The 23,139-nt window shown below is 60.7% G+C and carries 19 protein-coding genes; 10 read left to right on the top strand and 9 right to left on the bottom strand.

What is annotated here, in order from left to right; translation table 11 throughout:
• Nucleotides 1–91: 91 nt before the first annotated feature.
• From IFT66_RS05320 to IFT66_RS05305, 4 genes are read left to right on the top strand one after another with little or no spacing between them, the layout of a single operon-like run.
• Nucleotides 92–1,687: an ATP-binding cassette domain-containing protein gene (locus tag IFT66_RS05320; protein ID WP_192076928.1), complete on the top strand. Its 1,596-nt coding sequence runs from the start codon at nt 92–94 to the stop codon at nt 1,685–1,687.
• Nucleotides 1,677–2,762 carry an ABC transporter permease gene (locus IFT66_RS05315; protein ID WP_192076927.1) on the top strand — a complete coding sequence of 362 codons (1,086 nt, stop codon included), beginning with the start codon at nt 1,677–1,679 and terminating at the stop codon, nt 2,760–2,762. Before IFT66_RS05320 ends, IFT66_RS05315 begins: the two co-directional genes overlap by 11 nt.
• On the top strand, nt 2,762–3,676 hold the full coding sequence (locus IFT66_RS05310; protein WP_062580772.1) for an ABC transporter permease: 915 nt from the start codon (nt 2,762–2,764) through the stop codon (nt 3,674–3,676). The genes IFT66_RS05315 and IFT66_RS05310 overlap by 1 nt, the downstream gene beginning before the upstream one ends.
• A gap of 45 nt (nt 3,677–3,721) precedes the next feature.
• Nucleotides 3,722–4,795: a BMP family ABC transporter substrate-binding protein gene (locus tag IFT66_RS05305; protein ID WP_062456782.1), complete on the top strand. Its 1,074-nt coding sequence runs from the start codon at nt 3,722–3,724 to the stop codon at nt 4,793–4,795.
• A 20-nt stretch (nt 4,796–4,815) separates the two neighbouring features.
• Here IFT66_RS05305 and IFT66_RS05300 read toward each other — a convergent pair whose 3' ends face one another.
• The gene (locus tag IFT66_RS05300) at nt 4,816–4,992 is read right to left on the bottom strand and encodes a hypothetical protein (RefSeq protein WP_192077169.1); all 177 of its coding nucleotides are present in this window, start codon (nt 4,990–4,992) and stop codon (nt 4,816–4,818) included.
• Here IFT66_RS05300 and glmU point away from each other — a divergent pair.
• The 3 genes from glmU to IFT66_RS05285 all read left to right on the top strand — a co-directional run bounded on the left by glmU (nt 4,928) and on the right by IFT66_RS05285 (nt 9,129).
• Nucleotides 4,928–6,283 (top strand): bifunctional UDP-N-acetylglucosamine diphosphorylase/glucosamine-1-phosphate N-acetyltransferase GlmU, encoded by a 1,356-nt coding sequence (gene glmU / locus IFT66_RS05295; RefSeq protein ID WP_192076926.1) that lies wholly within the window; start codon nt 4,928–4,930, stop codon nt 6,281–6,283. The genes IFT66_RS05300 and glmU overlap by 65 nt on opposite strands.
• Before the next feature lie 203 nt (nt 6,284–6,486).
• Complete coding sequence (gene glmS, locus IFT66_RS05290; protein ID WP_192076925.1) at nt 6,487–8,313, top strand: glutamine--fructose-6-phosphate transaminase (isomerizing); 1,827 nt, start codon at nt 6,487–6,489, stop codon at nt 8,311–8,313.
• Nucleotides 8,314–8,409: 96 nt separating this feature from the next.
• Nucleotides 8,410–9,129: a DUF502 domain-containing protein gene (locus IFT66_RS05285; RefSeq protein ID WP_192076924.1), complete on the top strand. Its 720-nt coding sequence runs from the start codon at nt 8,410–8,412 to the stop codon at nt 9,127–9,129.
• Here IFT66_RS05285 and recG read toward each other — a convergent pair.
• Nucleotides 9,126–11,231, bottom strand: a complete 2,106-nt coding sequence (gene recG / locus IFT66_RS05280) for an ATP-dependent DNA helicase RecG (RefSeq protein ID WP_192076923.1) — start codon at nt 11,229–11,231, stop codon at nt 9,126–9,128. The genes IFT66_RS05285 and recG overlap by 4 nt on opposite strands.
• Before the next feature lie 91 nt (nt 11,232–11,322).
• Between recG and IFT66_RS05275 the strand changes: the two genes are divergently transcribed.
• Nucleotides 11,323–11,646: an FAD assembly factor SdhE gene (locus IFT66_RS05275; protein WP_192077143.1), complete on the top strand. Its 324-nt coding sequence runs from the start codon at nt 11,323–11,325 to the stop codon at nt 11,644–11,646.
• A complete protein-coding gene (gene mfd, locus IFT66_RS05270) occupies nt 11,643–15,173 on the top strand; it encodes a transcription-repair coupling factor (RefSeq protein WP_192076922.1) in 3,531 nt (1,176 codons plus the stop codon). Before IFT66_RS05275 ends, mfd begins: the two co-directional genes overlap by 4 nt.
• 82 nt (nt 15,174–15,255) lie before the next feature.
• On the opposite strand, the gene IFT66_RS05265 is transcribed toward mfd, so the two are convergent.
• The 3 genes from IFT66_RS05265 to IFT66_RS05255 are packed head-to-tail and all read right to left on the bottom strand — an operon-like array spanning nt 15,256 to nt 18,712.
• A complete protein-coding gene (locus tag IFT66_RS05265; protein ID WP_192076921.1) occupies nt 15,256–16,197 on the bottom strand; it encodes an EamA family transporter in 942 nt (313 codons plus the stop codon).
• Between the two features lie 20 nt (nt 16,198–16,217).
• Nucleotides 16,218–16,889 (bottom strand): DsbA family oxidoreductase, encoded by a 672-nt coding sequence (locus IFT66_RS05260; protein WP_192076920.1) that lies wholly within the window; start codon nt 16,887–16,889, stop codon nt 16,218–16,220.
• Between the two features lie 53 nt (nt 16,890–16,942).
• On the bottom strand, nt 16,943–18,712 hold the full coding sequence (locus IFT66_RS05255; protein ID WP_192077142.1) for an extracellular solute-binding protein: 1,770 nt from the start codon (nt 18,710–18,712) through the stop codon (nt 16,943–16,945).
• Between the two features lie 333 nt (nt 18,713–19,045).
• Here IFT66_RS05255 and IFT66_RS05250 point away from each other — a divergent pair, with 333 nt between their 5' ends.
• Nucleotides 19,046–19,702 (top strand): invasion associated locus B family protein, encoded by a 657-nt coding sequence (locus IFT66_RS05250; protein WP_062456811.1) that lies wholly within the window; start codon nt 19,046–19,048, stop codon nt 19,700–19,702.
• 88 nt (nt 19,703–19,790) lie between these two features.
• Here IFT66_RS05250 and hspQ read toward each other — a convergent pair whose 3' ends face one another.
• The 4 genes from hspQ to IFT66_RS05230 all read right to left on the bottom strand — a co-directional run bounded on the left by hspQ (nt 19,791) and on the right by IFT66_RS05230 (nt 23,088).
• Nucleotides 19,791–20,120: a heat shock protein HspQ gene (gene hspQ / locus IFT66_RS05245; RefSeq protein ID WP_062456814.1), complete on the bottom strand. Its 330-nt coding sequence runs from the start codon at nt 20,118–20,120 to the stop codon at nt 19,791–19,793.
• 92 nt (nt 20,121–20,212) lie between these two features.
• The gene (locus IFT66_RS05240) at nt 20,213–21,136 is read right to left on the bottom strand and encodes a DMT family transporter (protein WP_192076919.1); all 924 of its coding nucleotides are present in this window, start codon (nt 21,134–21,136) and stop codon (nt 20,213–20,215) included.
• Between the two features lie 132 nt (nt 21,137–21,268).
• A complete protein-coding gene (gene glnA / locus IFT66_RS05235; RefSeq protein ID WP_192076918.1) occupies nt 21,269–22,678 on the bottom strand; it encodes a type I glutamate--ammonia ligase in 1,410 nt (469 codons plus the stop codon).
• 71 nt (nt 22,679–22,749) lie between these two features.
• Entirely contained in the window at nt 22,750–23,088 is a 339-nt protein-coding gene (locus tag IFT66_RS05230) for a P-II family nitrogen regulator (protein ID WP_007753933.1), read from the bottom strand.
• Between the last annotated feature and the right edge of the window lie 51 nt (nt 23,089–23,139).

The following is a 23,139-nucleotide window of genomic DNA, read 5'->3' as shown; positions in this document are numbered from 1 at the left end:
GGTCAGACCGGACGGGTTCAGCATTTGAAATAACTGCGACGCGGAAATACCGGCACTCAAGACCGGGCGCGCGGGTGAACGAGGGGACGTCGTGACTTTTTCCGAGAGCGAGCAGGCTGCTTCGCTTTTGTCGGTCCGTGGACTGACGAAGCTGTTCGGCGATTTTGCTGCGTGCAGTGGTATCGATCTCGATATCGCGCCGGGTGAAATCCATGCGCTGCTCGGCGAAAACGGTGCCGGCAAATCCACTCTCGTAAAGATGCTGTTCGGCGTGCTTCAGCCATCGGGCGGGCAGATTGTCTGGCAGGGGAACCCGGTGACGATTGGTTCGCCTGGGGAAGCCCGGCAGCTCGGCATCGGCATGGTGTTCCAGCATTTTTCGCTGTTCGAAGCGCTGACGGTTGCCGAAAACATTGCCTTGTCACTCGATCCGAAAACGCCGCTTGCCAAGATCGCCGAAGAGGCTGCCTCGCTTTCCAAGGCGTACGGACTGCCGCTTGATCCTTATGCGCATGTGGCAGACCTTTCGGTCGGTGAACGCCAGCGGATCGAGATCGTGCGGGCTCTCCTCCAGAACCCGAAGCTGATCATTCTCGACGAGCCGACCTCCGTGCTCACGCCGCAGGAAGCGGACCGGTTGTTCGAGACGCTCTTCAAGCTGAAGGCCGAGGGCCGCTCGGTGCTTTATATCAGCCACCGGCTGGAAGAAGTGCGTCGCATCTGCGACCGCGCCACCGTGCTTCGCCACGGCAAGGTGACCGGCGCCTGCGATCCGAGGCAGGAGACGCCAGCGTCACTTGCCCGGATGATGGTGGGGACGGAAGTTGCCGCGGTGCATCGGGACGAGACGGTGGCGCTTGGCGACATTCAGCTCGATGTCACCGATTTGACAGTGAGGGCGCGCTCGCCATTCGCGGTCAGCCTGAAGAATATTTCTATGCGTGTGCGCGCGGGCGAGATCCTCGCGATTGCGGGCATTGCGGGCAATGGCCAGAGCGAACTGTTCGACGCGCTGTCGGGCGAATATCCGGTTGCCGATGATGACCGGATCAAGGTCCGCGGCAAGTCCGTGGGTCGCACGGGCATCAATGGCCGGCGGTTGCTCGGTGCCAGTTTCGTGCCGGAGGAGCGGCATGGTCATGCTGCCGTGCCCGGCATGTCGCTGACCGACAATCTGCTTCTGGCGCGCAGCCAGCCGGACCGCAAGGCATTCCTGTCAGGTGGTCTGGCGTCGATCGTGCGTTCCGGTGCGATCCGCTCGGCTACCAAACGCATCTGCCAGCAGATGGACGTGCGCAAGAGTGGCGAGGATCCGCTGGCCGGCTCGCTCTCAGGCGGCAATCTGCAGAAATTCGTTGTCGGGCGCGAACTCGATCGGCAGCCTTCGATCATGATCGTCAACCAGCCGACCTGGGGTGTCGACGCCGGGGCTGCGAGCCGTATCCGGCAGGCGCTGATCGATCTGGCGAAATCCGGCTCCGCCGTTGTCGTGATCAGCCAGGATCTCGACGAGATTTTCGAGGTGGCAACCAATATCGCGGTTATTTCAGAGGGCAAATTGTCGGAGCCGCATCCGGTCGGCAGTCTGTCTCTGGAGCGGATCGGGTTGATGATGGGCGGCATCCACGAGAGCCATTCGATCCCTGACGCCATGCCGTCCTCGCCGGAGGAAACGCATGCGCATTGAACTGCAAAAGCGCGCCCGCGTCTCGACCCTGTTTTCGGTTCTCTCCCCGCTTCTGGCACTGGTGCTGACACTGATCGGCGGGGCGATCCTGTTCTGGGCGCTCGGCAAGAACCCGGGATCGGCGCTCTACAGCTTCTTTATCGAGCCGCTTCTGGAAGTCTGGTCGCTGCATGAACTGGCCGTCAAGGCCGCACCGCTGATCCTGATCGCGGTCGGGCTTTCGATCTGTTACCGTTCCAACAACTGGAATATCGGCGCCGAGGGTCAGTTCACGATCGGTGCGATCACGGGTTCGATCCTGCCGGTCCTCTATCCCGAGTGGCATTCGCCGATGATCCTGCCGCTGATGCTTCTGATGGGCATTGCCGGCGGCGCGCTCTACGCGGGTATTCCGGCGCTTTTGAAGACGCGGTTCAACACCAACGAGATCCTGACCAGCCTCATGCTGGTCTATATCGCGCAGCTGTTTCTCGACTGGCTGGTCCGCGGCCCTTGGCGCGACCCGCAGGGCTATAATTTTCCACAGACGAAGAGCTTCCAGATAGAAGCGGTGCTGCCGGAAATGCTGGCCTCCGGCCGGGCCCATTGGGGCTTTGCCTTCGCGATCATCGCAGCGGTGGCGCTCTGGTTCATGATGCGCTTCATGTTGAAGGGTTTCGAGGTTCAGGTGCTCGGGCAGTCGGAACGGGCAGGGCGTTTCGCCGGCTTTTCGGCACGGCGCATGGTTTGGTTCTCGATGCTCGTCTCCGGCGGTCTTGCCGGGCTTGCGGGGATCTCGGAAGTGTCCGGTTCGATCGGTCACGTGCAGCCGTCGATCTCGCCCGGATACGGTTTCACCGCGATCATTGTGGCATTCCTCGGGCGTCTCAATCCGCTCGGGATCATCGCGTCGGGCCTGGTTCTGGCGCTCACCTATCTCGGCGGTGAGGCGGCACAGCTTTCGATCGGGATCTCCGACAAGGTCAGCCGCGTCTTCCAGGGCCTGCTGCTGTTCTTCGTTCTGTCCTGCGATACGCTGATCCATTACCGCATCCGGCTGATCTTTGCCGGAAGCCAGGCGGAGGCGAAGAGCTGATGTTCGAGGCGATCCTTCTCACCGTCATCACTGCCGCAACGCCGCTCGTCATTGCGGCGCTCGGCGAACTCGTGACCGAACGTGCCGGTGTCCTTAACCTCGGCGTCGAAGGCATGATGATCATGGGCGCCGTCTGCGCCTTTGCGGCGACGCAGATGACCGGTTCGCCCTATATCGGCATCGTCGCCGGCATTGTCGGCGGTGGGCTGTTCTCGCTGCTGTTCGGGTTCCTGACGCTGACGCTGGTGGCAAATCAGGTGGCGACGGGACTGGCGCTGACGATCCTGGGTCTCGGCATTTCCGGCCAGCTCGGCGAGAGCTTCGTCGGCCAGCCGGGCATCAAGCTGCAGCCGATCGTCATTCCGCTCCTGTCCGACATTCCCTTCGTCGGCCGGGTTCTTTTTGCGCAGGATCTGACCTTCTATCTGTCTATCGCGCTTGTCATCGGCATCAACTGGTTCCTGTTCAAGAGCCGTCGCGGCCTGAAGCTTCGCGCGATCGGCGACAACCACGGGTCGGCGCATGCGCTCGGCATCAACGTCATCCGCACGCGCTATTTGGCAGTGCTGTTCGGTGGCGCCTGTGCGGGTCTTGCCGGTGCGCAGCTGTCGCTTGTGTATACGCCGCAATGGGTGGAAAACATGTCGGCTGGACGCGGCTGGATTGCACTTGCGCTCGTCGTATTTGCTTCGTGGCGGCCATGGCGGGTTCTCGCCGGCGGCTATCTTTTCGGGGCCGTGACGATCGGGCAGCTCCATGCGCAGGCGTTCGGTATCGGCATTCCGTCCCAGGTTCTGTCCGCACTTCCTTACGTGGCGACTATTGTCGTCCTCATCATCATCTCGCATAATCGTCGCACGACGCTCATCAATACGCCGGCTTCGCTCGGAAAGGCATTCGTCCCCGATCGGTGACCGCGGTAAGCACACCCCGTCTTCAAGCCAATAGAGGTTTAGGAAATGAAGAAACTGATTATCGCCCTAGCCGCGTCGGCCGCCCTTCTGGGTGGTTTCTCGACCGGCGCGCAGGCCCAGGAAAAGAAGAAGGTCTGCTTCATCTATGTCGGTTCCAAGACCGACGGCGGCTGGACCCAGGCGCATGATCGCGGCCGTATCGAGCTGGAAAAGGCACTTGGCGACAAGATCGAGACGCCGTTCCTCGAAAGCGTGCCGGAAGGTCCGGATGCCGAACGTGCGATCGAGCGCATGGCCCGCTCCGGTTGCGCGATCGTCTACACGACCTCGTTCGGCTTCATGGATGCGACCGTGAAGGTTGCCGCGAAATTCCCGGACGTGAAGTTCGAACATGCAACCGGCTTCAAGGCTGGTCCGAACCTCGCGACCTACAATTCGCGCTTCTACGAAGGCCGCTACATCCAGGGCCAGATCGCTGCGAAGATGTCGAAGAAGGGCGTTGCCGGCTACATCGCATCCTTCCCGATCCCGGAAGTGGTGATGGGCATCAACGCTTTCGAACTCGGTGCGAAGTCGGTCAATCCTGATTTCAAGCTCAAGGTCGTATGGGCCAACACCTGGTTCGACCCGGGCAAGGAAGCCGATGCCGCCAAGGCACTGGTCGACCAAGGCGTCGACATCCTGACCCAGCACACTGACACGACGGCACCGATGCAGGTTGCAGCCGAGCGCGGCATCTTCGCATTTGGTCAGGCATCCGACATGATCGCCGCCGGCCCGAAGACGCAGCTGACCGCGATCGTCGACACCTGGGGCGCCTATTACATCAAGCGTACCAAGGCACTTCTCGACGGTTCCTGGAAGTCGGAGCAGATCTGGGACGGCCTGAAGGACGGCATCCTGACGATGGCGCCCTACACCAACATGCCTGACGACGTGAAGGCGATGGCGGAAGAGACCGAAGCCAAGATCAAGTCCGGCGAACTGCATCCGTTCACCGGCCCAATCAACAAGCAGGACGGTTCCGAGTGGCTGAAGGCCGGCGAAAAGGCCGAGGACGGCGTTCTGCTCGGCATGAACTTCTACATCCAGGGCGTGGACGACAAGCTTCCGAAGTGAGCTCGTCTATAAGCTGAATTTCAAAGGGCGCCTTCATCGGCGCCCTTTTTGTTTCTGATGGACATATGCCGTTTATCGCCCTTCAAGACACTTGCTGCTACACAGGCGGCGATCGCCGAAGGAGATTCTGAAATGAGCCGTTCCTGCCTTGCCGTCATTCTTGCCGCTGGCGACAGCACGAGGATGAAATCGTCCATGTCGAAAGTTCTGCATCCGGTTGCCGGGCGGCCGATGATCGCGCATGTGATGGCAGCGGTCGCTTCGGCCGGCATGACGGACGCGGCGCTTGTGGTCGGCCGCGACGCAGACAAGGTTGCCAAGGCAGGCGCGATCGGCGGGATATCGGTCAAAGCTTTCCTGCAGACGGAGCGGCTCGGCACCGGACACGCAGTTCTCGCGGCGCGTGACGCGATCGCGGAAGGTTTCGACGACGTTCTGGTGGCCTATGCCGACGTTCCGTTGATCACCGCTGCCCCGTTCATGGCCGCTCGGGCTGAGTTGCAGAATGGCGCCGATGTCGTGGTCATCGGCTTCCACACGGACAAGCCGACCGGCTACGGGCGTCTTCTGGTGGAGAATGGTGAGCTTGTCGCCATCCGCGAGGAGAAGGATGCGACTGAGGAGGAACGCAAGGTCACCTGGTGCAATAGCGGCCTGATGGCAATCAATGGCGCCAAGGCTCTGGCCCTGCTCGAACAGATCGGCAATGCCAATGCCAAGGGCGAATATTACCTGACGGATCTGGTGGAGATCGCCCGCGCCAATGGCGGCAAGGTCGTTGCCGTGGATGCGCCGGAAACGGAGCTGACCGGCTGCAACAACCGGGCGGAACTCGCTTACATCGAGCGCCTGTGGCAGGAGCGTCGCCGACATGAACTGATGGTGTCCGGTGTCACCATGATTGCGCCGGAAACCGTTTTCCTTGCTTTCGACACGCAGATCGGACAGGACGCGCTGATCGAGCCGAATGTGGTGTTCGGACCCGGGGTGACGATCGATAGCGGTGCGGTCATTCACGCGTTTTCCCATATCGAAGGTGCGCATGTCAGTTCGGGTGCGACAGTCGGGCCATTCGCGCGTCTTCGCCCAGGTGCTGATCTCGCCGAGGGCTCGAAGGTAGGGAATTTCTGCGAGGTGAAGAACGGCAAGGTCGGCGAGGGCGCCAAGGTGAACCACCTGACCTATATCGGCGATGCCGTCATCGGCGCGCATGCCAATATCGGTGCCGGCACGATCACCTGCAACTATGACGGCGTCAACAAGCATGAGACCCGGATCGGCGCGAACAGCTTTATCGGATCCAACTCGTCATTGGTTGCGCCGGTGTCGATCGGCGATGGGGCCTATGTCGCGTCAGGCAGTGTAATTACCGAGGATGTGCCTGACGATGCGCTGGCCCTTGGTCGCGCCCGGCAGGACGTGAAGCCGGACCGCGCAAAGGTGATCCGCGAGCGCGCGCTGGCGATCAAGGCATCGAAGGCGAAGTAGCCGTCCGGGGCTACATTGAAGACGGAAGGATCCGTCGCTGCGGGAGGGGCAAGAACTGCTTCGAACAGGCCGCAGCGGCAGGTCCGACCCATTAAGGATTTCGCGTTACTGTTCGACATCGAAAGTGACCGCGCCGGTGATTGCACGGCGAGGGCAATCGGCTAGGACTTCGCGATCGAACGAGAAGAATTGGAGAGGCCTATATGTGCGGGATTGTCGGGATCGTAGGCCATGAGCCGGTAGCGACGCGTCTGGTCGAGGCGTTGCGGCGGCTGGAATACCGCGGCTATGATTCCGCCGGCGTCGCGACGATCCACAAGGGCAAGCTCGATCGCCGCCGCGCCGAGGGCAAGCTGTTCAACCTCGAGAAGAAGTTGGACGGAGAGCCGCTGCCGGGCACGATCGGGATTGCCCATACCCGCTGGGCAACGCATGGCGTTCCGAACGAGACGAACGCGCATCCGCATTTCGTCGACGGAGTCGCGGTTGTTCATAACGGCATCATCGAGAATTTCTCCGAACTCAAGGACGCCCTGATCGCCGACGGGGCTGTCTTCACCAGCCAGACGGATACGGAAGTCGTGGCACATCTGCTGGCGCATTACACGCGCGAAGGCCTGGGGCACCGCGAGGCAATGCTCGCCATGCTCAACCGCGTTTCCGGCGCCTATGCGCTGGTCGTGATGTTCGAGGACGAGCCCGGCACGATCTTTTCGGCGCGATTCGGGCCGCCGCTTGCCGTCGGTCATGGCCGGGGCGAGATGTTCTTAGGATCGGATGCGATTGCGCTCTCGCCCTTTACCAACGAGATCACCTATCTGGTCGATGGCGACTTCGCCATCATCACCCATGATCGTCTCGATGTCATCGACTACGAAGGCCGACCGGTTACCCGCAAGAGCCAGATCTCGCAGGCCGCGACCTTCATGGTCGACAAGGGCAACCATCGCCACTTCATGGAGAAGGAGATCTACGAGCAGCCGGAGATCATCTCCCATGCGCTTGCCCATTACATCGACTTTGCCACCAACACGGTGAAGCCGACGGATACGGCGATTGATTTCTCGACGGTGTCCGGTCTCGCGATCTCCGCCTGCGGTACGGCCTATCTGTCCGGTCTTATCGGCAAATACTGGTTCGAGCGGTACGCTCGCCTTCCCGTCGAGATCGACGTCGCCTCGGAATTCCGCTACCGCGAACTGCCGCTGTCGCCCAGCCAGGCGGCGCTGTTCATCTCGCAGTCCGGCGAGACAGCCGATACGCTCGCATCCCTGCGCTACTGCAAGGATCAGGGCCTCAAGATCGGCGCTATCGTCAACGTCCGCGAATCGACGATCGCGCGGGAATCGGATGCAGTGTTTCCAATTCTTGCAGGACCGGAGATAGGTGTCGCCTCGACCAAGGCCTTCACCTGCCAGCTCGCGGTTCTGGCGGCTCTTTCGATCCGTGCCGGTCGCGTCCGCGGGACGGTGACGGAGAGCGACGAGAAGGCGATGGTAAAGCACTTAGCCGAGATGCCGCGGATCATGAGCCGGGTATTGAACGACATCCAGCCGCAGATCGAGGCGCTTTCGCGAGAGCTTTCGCGCTTCAAGGATGTGCTTTATCTCGGGCGCGGCACGAGCTATCCGCTTGCACTGGAAGGTGCTCTGAAACTCAAGGAAATCTCCTACATTCACGCGGAAGGCTACGCAGCCGGCGAACTGAAGCACGGACCGATCGCCCTCATCGACGAGCACATGCCGGTCATCGTGATTGCACCACATGACCGGTTCTTCGAAAAGACCGTTTCGAACATGCAGGAAGTGGCGGCGCGCGGCGGCAAGATCATCTTCATCACCGACGAGAAGGGGGCCGCTGCCTCGAAACTTCCGACGATGGCGACGATCGTGCTGCCGAATGTAGACGAAATCATTTCACCGATGATCTTTTCGCTGCCGATCCAGCTGCTTGCCTACCACACGGCCGTGTTTATGGGCACCGATGTCGATCAGCCTCGCAACCTCGCCAAATCCGTCACCGTGGAGTGATCGGGAAAGGGTTGCTTTCCCTTGCATCGCAGCATTGCATCTTGCATTGTCGCATTCGATGAATGCGACAATGCAAGTCACAGGTAAGGAATTTTCATGAGCGACAGCCCAGAGCGCTTATCGCTGGCCGGTCGGCTCAGAAACAACTTTCTTACCGGCCTGATCATATGCGCGCCTTTGGCGATCACCATATGGCTGACCTTTACCTTCATCGACTGGGCCGATAGCTGGGTAACGCCCTACATTCCGCAGCGTTACGACCCCCAGTACTACTTCGACGTAACGATTCCCGGCACGGGTCTGCTGCTGGCCATGGTGATGATCACCATCATCGGCTTTCTCGGCAGGAACCTGATCGGTCGCTCGATCGTCAGTTTCGGTGAGTCGATCCTCAACCAGATGCCGCTTATCCGGACGATCTACAAGAGCGTCAAGCAGATCCTCGAGACGGTCCTGAAGGAACAGTCCACGTCCTTCAAGAAGTGCGGCATGGTGGAGTTTCCGACACCCGGCACCTGGGTGCTCGTGTTTATTGCCGGCGATGCACAGGGCGAGATTGCCGAGAAGCTCAACGCAGACGGCGAGGAGATGGTGGCGGTGTTCATGCCACCGACGCCTGTTCCGACGGCAGGTTTTCTGATGTTCGTGCGCAAAAGCCAGATCATCATGCTCGACATGACGCCGGAAGAGGGCGCCAAACTGTTAATCTCGGGTGGGCTTATATCGCCGGCCTATACGCCGAAGCCGGGCGAGGTCCCGATCCTCTCGGCACCGCAGGACATGCCCACTGTTACCACTCCGCCGACCGCCCTTTAGCCTGCGCGCAGGAAGCGGATCGCTTCGTCGCGTCGATGCAGATAGAGCAGGGCGCGTACGGCCTCGCCGCGTTCGCTTGTGAGGTCCGGATCTCGATCGAGGAGGTAGGTCGCGTCCTTGCGGGCGATCTCGAGAAGATCCGCGTGTGCTTCGAGGCTTGCGATCTTGAACCCGGGCGTGCCTGACTGGCGGGTGCCGAGGAGCTCTCCCTCGCCACGCAGTTTCAGGTCTTCCTCGGCGATCAGAAATCCGTCCTCGCTGTCGCGGAGAATCGACAAGCGCGCATGGCCGGTTTCGCTGAGCGGTCCCTTGTAGAGAAGAATGCAGGTGGAGGCTTCTTCTCCACGCCCCACACGCCCACGCAACTGGTGGAGCTGCGCCAGACCGAACCGCTCCGCATGTTCGATCACCATGATCGTCGCATCGGGCACGTCGACGCCGACCTCGACGACGGTGGTTGCCACAAGCAGGCGGATCTCGCCATTCTTGAAGGCGCTCATGACGGCGTCTTTTTCCGGTCCGGCCATTCGGCCATGGACAAGGCCGACATTGTCGGCACCGAGTTCCCGGGCAAGCACCGCGTAGCGTTCCTCGGCCGACATCAGTTCTGATACATCCGATTCCTCGACCAGCGGGCAGATCCAGTAGGCTTTCTTGCCCTCGGCGACGGCGCTTCGCAGGCGGCCGACGACGTCGCCTATCCGTTCGGTCGGGATCGTTACGGTCTGGATCGGCTTTCTGCCGGCCGGCTTCTCGGTCAGCTTGGACACATCCATGTCGCCGAAGGCAGCAAGAACCAGCGTGCGCGGGATGGGAGTCGCGGTCATGACGAGCATGTGCGGGGAGATGCCCTTGGCGGTCAGACGCAGACGCTGATGCACGCCGAACCGGTGCTGTTCGTCGACGACCGCCAGCATCAGGCTGTGATAGCTGACGGTATCCTGGAACAGCGCGTGGGTGCCAATGACGATCTGGGCCTCGCCCGAGGCGATCCGCTCGACGATGGCTTCGCGTTCGCGACCCTTGGTGCGGCCGGTCAGAAGTTCGACCGTGACGCCGGCGGCACCGGCCAGTTTCGAGATGGTCGAGAAATGCTGGCGGGCGAGGATTTCGGTCGGTGCCATCAGAACGGCCTGGCCGCCGGCTTCGACGGCGGCTGCCATCGCCAGAAGGGCCACCAGCGTCTTGCCGGCGCCGACATCGCCCTGCAGCAGCCGCAGCATGCGGTCTTCGCCTGCCATGTCCTTGATGATATCGTCGACGGAGGATTTCTGGCTGGGCGTCAGCGAAAAGGGCAGCGCGGCGACGAGACGGGCGGCAAGCTCGCCCTTTACCCGGATCGGCTGTCCCGGCACCTTGCGGATCTTCTGGCGCACCAGTGCCAGCGACACCTGGCCTGCGAGAAATTCGTCATAGGCCAAGCGGCGGCGTGCCTTGGACTGGGGATCGATATCCGTCTCGTCGCGCGGATCGTGAAGTTCCTGAAAGGCTTCCGTTACGGTAGGAAAGCCCTGACGCTGCGTGAGGCTCAAATCCGCCCATTCCGGGAACTGCGGCAGGCGTGCGATTGCAGCTTCGATCGTCCGGCGGAATGTCTTTGAAGAGAGGCCCGCGGTCATAGGATAGACTGGTTCCACAAGCGGCAGGTTTTCGGCTTCCGATACCTTCACCATGAAATCCGGATGGATCATCGAGGCGCGGCCGTTGAACCAGTCGACCTTGCCGCTGACCATGACCTGTTCGTTGACAGGAAGCGTCTTGTGCAGCCAGTCGCCCTTTGCCCTGAAGAAGGTGAGGGCGAGTTCGCCCGTCTCATCGTGCAGAAAGACCCGGTAGGGCTGGTTGGTCCGGGCCGGTGGCGGCTGATGCCGGTCGACGCGTCCCTCGATGGTGACAATCGCTCCCTGCGGCGCGAGCGCGATGCCCGGACGATTGCGGCGATCGATCAGCGAATAGGGCGCATGGAACAGGAGATCGACGACCCGGCAGTCTTCCGCATCCTCGCGTCCGGTGACACGCGCGATCAGGTCGGCGATCTTCGGGCCAACGCCGGGCAGCGATGAGACGGAGGCAAACAGCGGATCGAGGACGGCAGGACGCATGGTTGGCTAAATGGCGCAAGTTTTGCCCATTTGGCAAGGTGACGCGAGCCGAAAACAATCCTATATGAACCGCAAAACAGGGACTTGGCTTATGACTGGATTGGCACGCACCAGCGCGGATCTCGACCCCCGTCGCCGACGTATTCTCTATCGCTGCTGGCATCGCGGTATTCGCGAGATGGATCTCGTGTTCGGCAGCTTCGCCGAAGCGGAGATTTCCAACCTCTCCGATACCGAACTGGACGAGTTTGAAGTGATCATGGATGAGCAGGACCACGACCTGCACGCATGGATCACCGGCGCTATGGCGCTGCCCGAGGAGCGCAATACACCTCTGTTTGCGCGTATCGCCGCCTACAAGCCGGATTTCGATCCGGTAACGAAAGAGTCGTTGCAAGAGAAACTCGGCCAATGATTTCCGGATTTAACGCGAAGAAGATCGCGGCGGCCTCAACACCGCTGACGATCGGCAGTGTGCCGGCCGGCACCGAACCGCTTGTTCTTGCGGAACTGGCGCGGGCCGGACAGTCGGTTGCCTACGTTCTCTCGGACGGCCAGCGGATGCCGGATCTGGAGCAGATGCTGTCCTTCGTCGCGCCGGAAATCCCGGTTCTGTCGCTGCCGGCCTGGGACTGTCTGCCCTATGACCGTGTGTCGCCGAGTGCCGATGTCTCCGCGAGGAGACTTGCCGCCCTGTCGGGGCTGATCGCGCATGCCAAGAAGCCGCATCCGGCAATCGTGCTCGTCACGGTCAATGCGATGTTGCAGAAGATCGCGCCTGCTTCGGTCATCGAAAGCCTCGCGTTTTCGGCCAAGCCCGGCAATGTGATCCGCATGGATGACATCGCGGCGCGGCTTGAGCGCAACGGCTTCGACCGCGTTTCCACGGTTCGCGAAGTCGGCGAATTTGCGGTGCGCGGCGGTATCCTCGACGTGTTCGTGCCGGGTTCGGAAGAACCGGTGCGGCTGGATTTCTTCGGGGATACGCTGGAAAGCATCCGGTCGTTCGATCCGGCAAGCCAGCGCACGACGGGCCAGGCCCGCTCGCTCGACCTTAACCCGATGAGCGAAGTGACGCTGACGCCGGATACGATCAGCCGCTTCCGCACGAATTACCTTTCGCTGTTCGGTGCTGCCAACCGTGACGACGCGCTCTATCAGGCCGTATCCGAGGGGCGTCGCTACGCCGGCATGGAACACTGGCTGCCGTTGTTTTACGAGAAGCTCGAGACCGCATTCGACTATCTGAGCGGCTTCCGGATCGTTACCGATCACAACGCGCGCGAAGCGGCACTAGAGCGCTCCAAGCTCGTCAACGACTACTTCGAGGCACGCCGCGATCAAGCGAGCCTGGGCAAGGGCGCGGCCGCGCAGGCAACGCCCTACAAGCCGGTATCGCCGGGCCAGCTCTATCTCGACGGCAAGTCTTTTGCCGAAACCCTCGATGAGGTCGCGGCCATCCGGCTCACGCCCTTCAACGAGATGGATTCGGCCGGCCGGCCGGTTCTGACGCTGGATGCCCATACGGGGCCGCGCTGGGCGAAAAGCCAGGCGGAGACTGGGTCCGAGACCCAGGAACACGATTCCGATAGCGAGGTTCGTGTCAATATTTTCGATCTCGTCGTCAAGCACATCGCCGACAAGCGTGCCGAAGGCACGAAGGTTCTGATCACGGGTTGGTCCGCCGGCTCGCTTGACCGCCTGCTGCAGGTGCTGGACGAACGCGGCCTGAAGCGCATCAAGCCTATCGAAAAGCTGTCGGACCTTCAGAAGCTTGAAAAAGGCGAAGCGGCTTCGGCCGTAATGAGCCTGGAGGCGGGTTTCGAGACGGGCGACATCGCCGTGATCGGCGAGCAGGATATTCTCGGCGACCGCATGGTTCGGCGCGGCAAGCGCCGCAAGCGCGGTGCAGATTTCCTGACCGAAGTCGCGGGTCTCGATGAAGGATCGCTTGTCGTCCACGCCGAACACGGCATCGGTAAGTTTGTCGGCCTGATCACGATCGAGGCCGCCGGCGCGCCGCGGGCCTGTTTGGAACTGCATTATGCGGATCAGGCGAAGCTTTTCCTGCCCGTCGAAAATATCGACCTTCTGTCCCGCTACGGGTCGGATGCAGCGGAAGCCAATCTCGACAAGCTGGGTGGCGGCGCCTGGCAGGCCCGCAAGGCCAAGCTCAAGAAGCGCCTGCTCGATATGGCCGGCGACCTCATCCGCATCGCTGCGACACGCATGGTGCGCCGTGCACCGGTTCTGGCAACGCCGGAAGGGCTCTACGACGAGTTCGCAGCCCGTTTCCCCTATGACGAGACGGAAGACCAGGCAACTGCGATCGAGGCCGTGCGTGACGATCTGGCCGCCGGACGGCCGATGGATCGCCTCGTTTGCGGCGACGTCGGTTTCGGCAAGACCGAAGTGGCGCTGCGCGCGGCCTTCTTTGCCGCGATGAACGGCGCTCAGGTTGCGGTCGTCGTTCCGACGACCCTGCTGGCACGCCAGCATTTCAAGACCTTCACCAACCGCTTCCGCGGGCTGCCGATCCGGATTGCACAGGCCTCGCGTCTTGTGCCGGCAAAGGAACTGGCGCTGACGAAGAAGGAATTGTCCGAGGGCAAGGTCGATATCGTCGTCGGCACCCATGCGCTGCTGGGCAACAGCATCCAGTTCGCGAACTTGAGCCTTCTGATCATCGACGAGGAGCAGCATTTCGGGGTCAAGCACAAGGAACGGCTCAAGGACATGAAGACCGACGTGCATGTGCTGACGCTGTCTGCGACGCCGATCCCGCGGACGCTGCAGTTGGCCATGACGGGCGTTCGCGAACTGTCGCTGATCACCACGCCGCCGGTCGACCGCATGGCTGTGCGAACCTTTATCTCGCCGTTTGATCCCTTGGTCATTCGCGAGACGCTGATGCGTGAGCATTACCGAGGTGGCCAGAGCTTCTACGTCTGCCCAAGGCTTGCCGACCTAGCCGATATCCAGGCATTCCTGCAGTCGGACGTGCCGGAACTCAAGGTAGCCGTTGCGCATGGCCAGATGGCTGCCGGCGAGCTGGAAGACATCATGAATGCCTTCTACGACGGCAAGTATGACGTGCTTCTCTCGACCACGATCGTCGAATCCGGTCTCGACGTGCCGACCGCCAATACGCTGATCGTGCACCGCGCCGACATGTTCGGTCTGGCACAGCTCTATCAGCTGCGTGGCCGCGTTGGGCGCTCGAAGGTTCGGGCGTTCGCGCTGTTTACGCTGCCGGTCAACAAGACGCTCACCCAGATGGCGGACCGTCGCCTCAAGGTGCTGCAGTCGCTCGATACGCTGGGCGCCGGTTTCCAGCTGGCAAGCCACGACCTCGACATTCGCGGTGCCGGCAATCTTCTCGGCGAGGAACAGTCGGGCCACATCAAGGAAGTCGGTTTCGAGCTTTACCAGCAGATGCTGGAAGAGGCGGTTGCCGAGGTGAAGGGCGAAGACGAGATCCTCGATACCGGCTGGTCGCCGCAGATTTCCGTCGGCATCACCACCATGATCCCGGAGAACTACGTGCCAGATCTGCATCTGCGCATGGGTCTCTATCGCCGCCTCGGCGAAGTCCAGGAACTGTCGGAAATCGACGGGTTCGGCGCGGAAATGATCGATCGCTTCGGGCCGATGCCGCCCGAGGTGCAGAACCTGCTCAAGGTCGTCTATATCAAGACACTCTGCCGCAAGGCGAATGTCGAGAAGGTGGATGCCGGTCCAAAGGGCGTGGTCATCGTCTTCCGCGACAAGCAGTTCCCCAACCCGGCGGCGCTTGTCGGCTATATCGCCAAGCAGGGATCGCTCGCGAAGATCAGGCCGGACCAGAGCATATTCCTCAACCGCGACCTGCCGACGCCGACAAAGCGGCTAACGGCTGCAGCTCAGGTGATGACGCAGTTTGCGGAACTGGCGAAGACCTGAAGCGTCACGTCGCTTTGACAACAAACAAAAGGCCGGTGAGCAGAGCTCGCCGGCCTTTTTCGTTCCATCGATACTGTGGCTTTCAGGGCTTCGTGTCTGGCGTTTGCGGCGCCATCACCGCGGCGGCCTGCGTATCCGAGCCAAGGGCCGGCGGGAGTGGCGTGCCGCGAACACGTTCGCGAATGAGCGTCAGCATGCCGGATCCGATGATCAGGATGATGCCGATCACCATCGCCAGATCGATATGGTCTCCGAAGACCAGGTAACCGAACAGCACCGCCCAGAGCATCTGGCTATATTGCGTCGGGCCGATCAGGGTCGCTGGTGCATAGGCCGCGGCATACATGACGAGAATGGAGCCGAGCGCTCCGAGAAGCCCATAGCCGGCCAGCCAGAGCCACTGCATTGCCGTCGGCGCCTGAAAGCCGGGCAGGGCGAGCAAGCCGCACACGACGAGGGTGCCGAGCACGCCTGCACCGTAGAGCGATATGTTCTTTTCCGACGGTCCCATGGCCCTGAACACGACAATCGAGATGGCCCCGCTCAGGCCGCCGAAGACGGCGCCGAGATGGCCGATCGAGAGTTCGCGAAAGCCGGGGCGGAGCACGACCATGACGCCGACAAAGCCGATGACGACGGCTGCCCAGCGCTTGTATCCCACCTGTTCCTTCAGGAAGAGGACGGACATGATGGTGACGAAGGACGGAAGAAGGAAGATCAGCGCGAATGCTTCGGCCATCGACAGATGGGTGAAGGCTGTGACGCTGCCGATCGTGCCGCCGGCCTGCGCCACGAACCGCAGGATCCAGAGCGGGCGGTTGGTGGTGTTGACGATATCCGTCCAGCGGTCGCCCTTCTTCATGAGGAAGGGCAGACCGACGAGGCAGAAGACCGCGCCGAGGAAGGAGGATTGATAGGGGCTCAACTGGCCCTCGATCAATTTCACGCTGGCATCGCTCCACGCATAGGCGGCAAAGGCCGCAAAGGCGATGAGGACACCCTTGAGGGGCTGGTCTTTCTGCACCGGGGACACTTTCCGAAAAGCTAGATCATGCCCTTGCGAGCTTCGGCCTTGAGCTGGGCGATTTCGCGGAACGCGTTCGCGAGAACATCCGGCATCTGGGCGCCGCTCACCGCATACTGTCCGTCGATGATGAAGAACGGCACGCCGTTGACGCCCATCTTCTGCGCAGCGTCGATCTCGGCAAGGACCGTATCCTTGTCGGCGTCACCTGCCAGAAGGTTCTCGACAACCGTGCGATCCATGCCGGCTTCGACGGCGATGTCTGTAAGAACCGCGTGGTCCCCGACAACGCGCCCTTGCTCGAAATTCGCCTTGAACAGCGCGGTCACAACGCGATCCTGAACCTCGCGGCCTTCCACCATCGCCCACTGAATCAGACGGTGGGCATCGAGCGTGTTCGAGCCGACTGTGATCGCGTCGAAATTGAACGCGATGCCGACTTCCTGGCCGAGCTGGGTCAGCGCCCCGTGCGCGCGGGCGACCGTTTCGCTGCCGCCGAGCTTTGCTTCGAGAAAGGCCTTGTGGTCCACACCTTCAGGCGGAATGTCCGGGTTGAGGCGATAGGGACGCCAGTTCAGGTCGACACCGATCTCGTCCTGGACTTCGGCAATTGCGAGCTCGAGCCGCGCCTTGCCCAGGTAGCACCAGGGGCACACGACGTCGGAGACAATATCTACGGTGATGCGCTCCATCGGCGTTCTCTTTCCAATCAGGTTTGGCTTGCGATCGGGAGGTGGCGAGCTGTCTACTGCGCCCGCACATCCCACCAGGTGTTGAGCTGATAGCCGTATAGCGGCAAGGTTTCCGGATAGCGTATCTGCTTGCGCCGCGCCACCCACTGGTCGGCAATATGGTAGAGCGGCACCATGTAATGGCCTGAAATCAGCAGGCGGTCATAGGCGCGAACCGTTGCTTCGAAATCTTCCTTGCTACGGACGGCTGTCATGGTCCCGATCAACCGGTCGATATCGGGATCCGCTGTTCCTGCAAAATTGAAGCTGCCGGGCGTGTCACGGGAGGTGGAGCCCCAGCGTCCCATCTGTTCGATCCCGGGAGACAGCGACGACGGATAGGATTTGACGATCATGTCGTAGTCGAAGCTGCCCGAACGCGACTGGTACTGCGAATCATCGACTGTGCGGATCGCCATGTCGACGCCGATCATCCGAAGGGCTCGCTGGTAGGCGATGGCGAGCTTTTCCTGATCGACGGTCTGGGTCATGACCTCGAACGACAACTGGCGCCCGCTGGCATTTGTCATGCGGCCGTTCTTGATCGTGTAACCACCCTTGTTCAGAAGGTCGACGGCCTTTCGCAACACTTTGCGGTCGGCACCGGACGCGTTGGTCTTTTCGATACGGTAGGTACCATCGAGTACGTCGGGCTCGATTCGGTTCTTGGTGTCACCGAGGATTTCTAGCTCGCGCTGGTCCGCCGGTTTGCCGAGAGAGGTCAGCGGCGAACCCTGCCAGAAGCTTTCGGTGCGGGTATAGGCGTTTTCGAACAGGTTCCTGTTCGCCCATTCGAAATCGAAGGCCAGCGAAAGGCCGGCGCGCACGTTGACGTCTGCAAAGATCGACCGGCGCGTGTTGAACACGAAGCCCAGCATGCCTGTCGGCAGTTGCGGCGTGAAGGCTTCCTTGACCGCGTCTCCAGTCCGGATGGCCGGGAAATTATAGGCGCGCGCCCAGTGGGTCGGGCTGCCATCGGGATAGATGTCGATCTCGCCCTTCTTGAACGCCTCGAACAGGGTGTTGTCTTCCAAAAAGTATTCGACGCTGATTCGGTCGTAATTGTCGAAACCGACTTTGGCCGGAATATGCTTGCCCCAGTACTTCTCATCGCGCTCGTAGACGATGCGCTGGCCCGGCGAGATGGATTTGATGAGATAGGGTCCCGAGCCCAGCGGCACCTTCAGGGTCGACTGATCGAATGTCTCCGGGTCGATCGCGTGTTTCGGCAGGATCGGGGTGGAGGCGGCGATGATCAGTGGGAATTCCCGGTCGACCTTGTCGTTGAAGGTGAAGCGGACACTGCGCTCGCCGACCTTTTCCATCTTCTCCACGGGGGCGAGACGCCTGGAGAACGGTACCCGACCCTTGTCGCGCAGCACCTCGAAGGAGAAGATCACGTCCTCAGGCGTCACCGGCTGGCCGTCGGACCATTTTGCCTTGGGATTGATGTTGAACTGGATGAATGTGCGCTCGTCATTCCACTCGACGCTTTCGGCCAGAAGACCATAGAGCGTGAAGGGCTCGTCGGCGGAACGTGTCATCAGCGTTTCATAGATCAGGTTGCCGAAGGCCGGATCCCAGACGCCGCGGGCGGTGGTACGGATGCTCTTCAGATTGAACGGGTTGAGGCTGTCGAACGTGCCGACGACGCCGTAGCGGACGCTGCCCCCCTTCTTCACTTGCGGATTGACGTAGGTCAGATGCTGGTAATCGGCGGGCAGGGCAGGTTCGCCATGCATGGAGATCGCGTGCACAGGCTGCGCCCGCGCCCCGGATACCATAACAGGCACAAACAGCGTCGCTGCGATCAAGAAGGATATACTGCGCTTCATGAAAGCATTCCGTTTCTCTCAATACTGCTGATTCGGGCGGAAAATAGCGGATAGGTGACAATGCACCAAGCACAGGCTCTTCAAACTTGCGTTGCAACGGTGAGGTTTGTCAAAATAGCAAAAGAAAGGCTGGATATCGCCGTCGCGTCGATGTAACAGATTGGCAACACCCGCCGAGTCATTCAATTGCCTCATTTGAGCGACAGGTGACAGGCAGTAGGACATCTCGACGGGGTGGACGGCGCATGCTGCGCCCGCGGATTTCAGGAGACGGATTTCGTTATGATGCTCAAGGCAACCAAAGTTATGCGGACGGCCATGTCTGCTCTTGCTGTTTCGGTCGGCGTAGCTGCGCTGCCGGTTGCAGCCTTCGCCCAGCAGGCAGCTCCCGCACAGGGCGGCGCCGGTGCCGGCGGTCCGCCGCTTGGCTGGTTCAAGACCTGCACCAAGCAGGACGATGCTGATCTCTGCGTTGTGCAGAACATCATTCTGGCCCAGAACGGCCAGCTGATCACGGCAATCGGCCTCATCAGTGTCGAAGGCAAGGTCAACCGCAAGATCCTTCAGGTTTCGGTTCCGACCGCACGTATGGTGCAGCCTGGCATCATCATGCAGATCGACGGTGCCAAGGGTCAGAAGCTCGACTACGCCGTCTGCCTTCCCGACAAGTGCACAGCTGAAGTGCCCCTGACGGATGCGATGATCGCCAGCCTCAAGAAGGGCACCGACGTCGTGTTCACGTCGATGAACTTCCGTCGCGCGCCGAACCCGATCAAGGTTTCGCTGACCGGCTTCACCGGCGCTTATGACGGTGCCGCTATCACCCAGTCGCAGCTTGCGGAAAGCCAGCGTAGCCTGGAAGAAGGCATGCAGAAGAAGGCTGAGGAAGCGCGCAAGAAGCTTGAAGAAGCTCAGAACGCTGCCAAGCAGGGCCAGTAAGGCTCGAATCTCAAAGCAACAAAAAAGCCCGGTCGAAAGACTGGGCTTTTTTCGTTTCAACGATTTATCTCGACCAGGCTGGCCCCGATTAATGGGCGAGGATGACCTTCGGCTTTAGGTTGCCGGAGGGGCCGGCGTCGAAGATCTGGTAGACCTGCGGGTTGCGCAGGGGTTGGTCGCTCTCGTCATGGACCAGGTTCTGTTCCGAGACATAAGCGACGTATTCGGTTTCGTCGTTCTCGGCCAGAAGGTGGTAGAAGGGCTGATCCTTGCTTGGGCGGATCTCGGCCGGAATCGCGTTCCACCATTCCTCGGTATTGTCATATTCGGGGTCCACATCGAACACGACGCCGCGGAACGGGAACACCTTGTGGCGAACGACTTCCCCGATCGTAAACTTGGCATTTCGCTGTTTCATGGTGCGACATCCTTTCGCAACATAATGTGGGTGTAAATCCGTTGCTGCTCAAGTGGCAAATGCGGTGTGGTAAGGATAGTTCCACTTTGTTCTCATCCCGTTCCTGCTCGTCTTCCCTTCAACGTTGCAAGAATGACGCCTCCGAGGACGCACACGATGCCGACACCATGGTAGGCCTCGAAGGTTTCGCCGAGAAACGCCACGGCCATGACGATCGAAACCGGGGGCATGAGGTAGAGCGTGGTCCCCGCCGTGACCGAACCGAAGATCCGCACCACCTGCTGGAAGCAGAAGAAGGCGGCGAGCGAGGCGAAGAGAATGATGCCGGCAAGCTTCATCCAGGCGGACTGGCTGGTGGGAAGAAGACCGCCGTGAAACAGTTCCCAGATCGCCGGCACGATCAGGATGAGCGAGCCGGAGAAGGCGATCAGTCCGAACAGCGTGAGCGGACGAACGGCTTGAGCTGCCGGGCGCCGTAACAGAATTGAATAAAAGGCAAACGCGATCGCAGCGATCAGAATGCCGAGATCCCCGAGATTGAACCGCATGTGAAGAACGGCAGCCAGATCTCCGCGCAACACGATGACAGCGACGCCCGCGAAGGCGAGCGCCATGCCGCAGATTTCCTTGATGCTGATGCGTCGGCTGGCGAACAGCCATTCCAGCAGAATGATGAAGAGCGACGACGTGCTGTAGATCAGCGTGGCATTCGAGGCCGTCGTCATGGTGAGCGCCCAGTAGACGAAGCCGCCGCAAATGCCCATGCCGAGGAAGCCGAGCCAGAGCCACAACCACGTATGGGCCCGCACAAAGGCCGCAGCAGCGCGACGATCCATATAGAGCAGCGGCACCATAATAAGCGTCGAGCCTGCCCAGCGGATAAACGCGGTCATATAGGGACCGATCTCGCCGACAATGCCGCGACCGAAAACGAGATTGCTGGAAAAGAAGACCGGGACAAGAAGGAAGATCAGCCAGTCGAGGGGACGGGGCGTGCTGCCGGTATCGGTGCGCATGAGGCAATCCAAGGGGCGGTGACGCAGGCACGGGCCTGTGACCACAAGTTAGGAGCCTGCTGCTCCGATGAAGCACGAATGAAAAACGGCGGGTAAGCCCCGCCGTTTCTGGTTTTCAGGTTCGTCCGCGGATCAGGCCGAATAGTACATGTCGAATTCAACCGGGTGCGGCGTCATTTCGAAGCGCATGACTTCCACCATCTTCAGTTCGATATAGGCGTCGATCTGATCGTCGTCGAAGACGCCGCCGGCGGTGAGGAACTTGCGATCCTTGTCGAGGCTGTCGAGCGCTTCGCGCAAGCTACCGCAGACCGTCGGGATCTTGCGCAGTTCCTTCGGCGGCAGGTCGTAGAGATCCTTGTCCATGGCCTTGCCGGGATGGATCTTGTTCTTGATGCCGTCGAGGCCTGCCATCAGCATGGCGGCAAAACCGAGATAGGGGTTCTGCGCCGGATCTGGGAAGCGGACTTCGACGCGCTTTGCCTTCGGGTTCGACCCGAACGGAATGCGGCAGGAGGCGGAACGGTTGCGGGCCGAGTAGGCAAGCAGAACCGGTGCTTCGTAACCTGGGACGAGACGCTTGTAGGAATTCGTCGTCGAGTTCGTAAAGGCGTTGATCGCCTTTGCATGCTTGATGATGCCGCCAATGTAATAGAGGCAGCTTTCCGACAGGCCGGCATACTCGTCGCCGGCAAAGGTCGGCTTGCCGTCCTTCCAGATCGACTGGTGAACGTGCATGCCAGAGCCATTGTCGCCGAAGATCGGCTTCGGCATGAAGGTAGCCGTCTTGCCATAGGCATTGGCGACCTGATGCACGACGTATTTGTAGATCTGCATCTTGTCGGCGTTGCGCACCAGCGTATCGAACTTCACACCGAGTTCGTGCTGGGCGGCGGCGACTTCATGGTGATGCTTTTCGACGACCACGCCCATTTCGGTGAGGACGGTGAGCATTTCCGAGCGCATGTCCTGAAGGCTATCGACCGGCGGAACCGGGAAGTAGCCGCCCTTGACGCGCGGACGGTGGCCGAGGTTGCCGGTCTCGTAATCGGTGTCGTCGTTGGACGGCAGTTCCGAACTGTCCAGCTTGAAGCCCGTATTGTAGGGATCGGCCTTGTACTTGACGTCGTCGAAGACGAAGAATTCAGGCTCGGGGCCGACGAAAATCGTATCGCCGATGCCCGATGCCTTGAGATAGGCCTCGGCCTTCTTGGCCGTGCCGCGCGGATCGCGGTTGTAGGCTTCACCGGAAATCGGATCGAGAATGTCGCAAACGATGACCATGGTGGATTGCGCGAAAAACGGGTCCATGTGCACGGTCTGCGGATCGGGCATCAGCACCATGTCCGACTCGTTGATGGCCTTCCATCCGCCGATCGAGGAGCCGTCGAACATGACGCCATCGGCGAACATATCCTCATCGACGGCCGAGACGTCCATCGTCACGTGCTGCAGCTTGCCGCGCGGGTCCGTAAAGCGCAGGTCCACGAACTTGACGTCGTTTTCCTTGATCTGTTTCATGATTTCGCTTGCGCTCGTCATATGACCTTTTCCTCGCCTGTATGATTGTTATGAACTGTCCGCGCGGCTTCTTATCAGCCTTCAAAGTGCGGTCAGATAGCGTCCACACCCGTTTCGCCGGTGCGAATACGAATGACTTCCTCCACGTTGGAAACGAATATCTTGCCGTCTCCAATTCGTCCAGTCTGTGCCGCGTTGCGGATGGCCTCAATGACCGCGTCTGCATTCTCGTCAGCCAGCACAACTTCAACCTTCACCTTCGGGAGAAAGTCGACGACGTATTCCGCGCCACGATAAAGCTCGGTATGTCCTTTTTGGCGTCCAAAGCCCTTGGCCTCGGTCACCGTAATCCCTTGCAAGCCGACTTCCTGAAGGGCTTCCTTCACTTCATCCAGCTTGAACGGTTTAATGATCGCTTCGATCTTCTTCATGAGAAACCAACTCTCCGCTTCTCCCAGTCGCAGGCCCATGCCCGCCAAACA

This window comes from Rhizobium sp. CFBP 13726 (assembly GCF_014841925.1).
Taxonomy (GTDB): domain Bacteria; phylum Pseudomonadota; class Alphaproteobacteria; order Rhizobiales; family Rhizobiaceae; genus Neorhizobium; species Neorhizobium soli.
This window is presented reverse-complemented; position numbering and strand designations above follow the sequence as displayed.

Bases quoted from the DNA above. Each gene is read 5' to 3' on its own strand.
- IFT66_RS05315 (WP_192076927.1), top strand. From the start codon at position 1,677: ATGCGCATTGAACTGCAAAAGCGCGCCCGCGTCTCGACCCTGTTTTCG.
- IFT66_RS05310 (WP_062580772.1), top strand. From the start codon at position 2,762: ATGTTCGAGGCGATCCTTCTCACCGTCATCACTGCCGCAACGCCGCTC.
- IFT66_RS05305 (WP_062456782.1), top strand. From the start codon at position 3,722: ATGAAGAAACTGATTATCGCCCTAGCCGCGTCGGCCGCCCTTCTGGGT.
- glmU (WP_192076926.1), top strand. From the start codon at position 4,928: ATGAGCCGTTCCTGCCTTGCCGTCATTCTTGCCGCTGGCGACAGCACG.
- IFT66_RS05300 (WP_192077169.1), bottom strand. From the start codon at position 4,992: ATGGACGATTTCATCCTCGTGCTGTCGCCAGCGGCAAGAATGACGGCA.
- glmS (WP_192076925.1), top strand. From the start codon at position 6,487: ATGTGCGGGATTGTCGGGATCGTAGGCCATGAGCCGGTAGCGACGCGT.
- IFT66_RS05285 (WP_192076924.1), top strand. From the start codon at position 8,410: ATGAGCGACAGCCCAGAGCGCTTATCGCTGGCCGGTCGGCTCAGAAAC.
- recG (WP_192076923.1), bottom strand. From the start codon at position 11,231: ATGCGTCCTGCCGTCCTCGATCCGCTGTTTGCCTCCGTCTCATCGCTG.
- IFT66_RS05275 (WP_192077143.1), top strand. From the start codon at position 11,323: ATGACTGGATTGGCACGCACCAGCGCGGATCTCGACCCCCGTCGCCGA.
- mfd (WP_192076922.1), top strand. From the start codon at position 11,643: ATGATTTCCGGATTTAACGCGAAGAAGATCGCGGCGGCCTCAACACCG.
- IFT66_RS05260 (WP_192076920.1), bottom strand. From the start codon at position 16,889: ATGGAGCGCATCACCGTAGATATTGTCTCCGACGTCGTGTGCCCCTGG.
- IFT66_RS05255 (WP_192077142.1), bottom strand. From the start codon at position 18,712: ATGGTATCCGGGGCGCGGGCGCAGCCTGTGCACGCGATCTCCATGCAT.
- IFT66_RS05250 (WP_062456811.1), top strand. From the start codon at position 19,046: ATGATGCTCAAGGCAACCAAAGTTATGCGGACGGCCATGTCTGCTCTT.
- hspQ (WP_062456814.1), bottom strand. From the start codon at position 20,120: ATGAAACAGCGAAATGCCAAGTTTACGATCGGGGAAGTCGTTCGCCAC.
- IFT66_RS05240 (WP_192076919.1), bottom strand. From the start codon at position 21,136: ATGCGCACCGATACCGGCAGCACGCCCCGTCCCCTCGACTGGCTGATC.
- glnA (WP_192076918.1), bottom strand. From the start codon at position 22,678: ATGACGAGCGCAAGCGAAATCATGAAACAGATCAAGGAAAACGACGTC.
- IFT66_RS05230 (WP_007753933.1), bottom strand. From the start codon at position 23,088: ATGAAGAAGATCGAAGCGATCATTAAACCGTTCAAGCTGGATGAAGTG.